This is a genomic window from Acinetobacter brisouii, assembly GCF_008993995.1.
Lineage (GTDB): Bacteria > Pseudomonadota > Gammaproteobacteria > Pseudomonadales > Moraxellaceae > Acinetobacter > Acinetobacter brisouii_A.
In genome coordinates, this window is the sequence record NZ_BKNN01000148.1 from 1 (window position 1) to 1557 (window position 1557).

Below are 1557 nucleotides of genomic sequence, written 5' to 3' on the forward strand. Positions count from 1 at the left end.
GGCTATATAAATTAAGTGAAAAGTAAATGGAACTAAGATGTTAACTAGAGTGGAACTCATTTTTGTTGTACTAATGGTATCAGCCTTATTGCGCATGAAATGCTAAAAGGTTTATTTTTTAAGATCATCAGATTAAGTGCATTTTGATAATGAATAAAGCTCCGTGTGGCGCTTTATTCATCCTAGCCATTCAATATTGCAAAATGCGATAAAATGTTATGCATGTGATCACCCACACTCGAATTATAGAAGCAATGCAAAAGTGGCCACAGGCTGAAACGGCATTAGATGGTTGGTATCGAACCATAAAGGCAAACGATCCGAAAGATTTTGCTGAGATGAAACATCTCTTTCCAGAGGTCGATAAAGTTGGAAAGTTCCATGTATTCGATATTGGCGGGAACAAGATCCGACTTATTGCAGTCGTGATGTATCAAGCAAAATGAACCGTACCGGGTTTGTCGGAGACTTTTTGTTTAAGTTAGGCCACCTGACCTAACGGGTTAATTTTATCATAGTACATCGCTTCAAAATCAAAAGGTGATACATAACCTAGTGAACTATGTATACGTTCTTTATTGAACCAATCTACCAGATTTAATGTGGCAAGTTGTATATCACCCAAACCACGCCAATCTGCTTTTAAATATTCAATCACCTCTGTTTTGTACAACCCATTCACTGTTTCAGCCAATGCATTATCGTATGAATCCCCCGTAGTGCCGACTGATGCTCGTAAATTCGCTGCTTCTAAACGGTTGGTATAGCGAATTGAAAGATACTGTACGCCTCTGTCACTATGATGAATCACGTTATTTGGCATTCCTCGATCATGCAATGCCTGCTCAAGTGCAGCGAGCACCATGTCGGTATTCATCCGTGTTGATACTTTCCATCCAACAATTGCTCGTGAGAACACATCAATAATAAATGCGGTATAGACCCAGCCTGAATTGGTTTGAATATACGTGAAGTCGGCCACCCACAAGTGATCAGGATGATCAGCTTTAAAATTGCGTTTTACTAAATCATCTGCTGATTTTTGATCATCTCGGCTACGCGTTGTTTGTTTATTCTTACCACGTCAAACACCTTGTATACCTAGCTGTTGCATCAATCGAGCAACTGTACAACGTGCAATAACATAGCCTTCGTGTCTTAGTTTTTGCCAGACTTTGCGCACACCATAACGACCTGAACTTTCTTTCCAAATACGTTTAATCTGTTCAGCATGATGTTGATCATGTAGATCTCGTTTCGCTCGATGTTCCCTTGCGAAGCAATGCTTCTCATCGCAGAGATCTAGAGTCCGGTAATAAGTTGAAGGTGCGATAGGTAAAATCCTACAAATCGCCTCGACTCCGTACGGCTCTTTATTATTATGGATAAAATCCATCATTATTTGTGTGGGCGGTCGAGCTCCGCCTGGGTGAACCGTACCGGGTTTATCGGAGACTTTTTTATTTAAGTTAGGCCACCTGACCTAACGGGTTAATCTTATCATAGTACATTGCTTCAAACTCAAAAGGCGATACATAACCCAGTGCACTGTGTACA

At 40.5% G+C, this 1557-nt stretch carries 2 pseudogenes and 1 other annotated feature; of the pseudogenes, one reads left to right on the forward strand and one right to left on the reverse strand.

Annotation, left to right across the window (positions count from 1 at the left end):
• Positions 1–218: 218 nt before the first annotated feature.
• Positions 219–443: pseudogene (locus GBN19_RS15310) on the forward strand (type II toxin-antitoxin system HigB family toxin); the annotation flags it as partial.
• 38 nt (positions 444–481) lie between these two features.
• Here GBN19_RS15310 and GBN19_RS15315 read toward each other — a convergent pair.
• Positions 482–1429, reverse strand: a pseudogene (locus tag GBN19_RS15315) (IS3 family transposase); the annotation flags it as partial.
• Positions 1325–1441 (reverse strand) — a sequence feature (AL1L pseudoknot). It overlaps the preceding pseudogene by 105 nt.
• Positions 1442–1557: the final 116 nt, after the last annotated feature.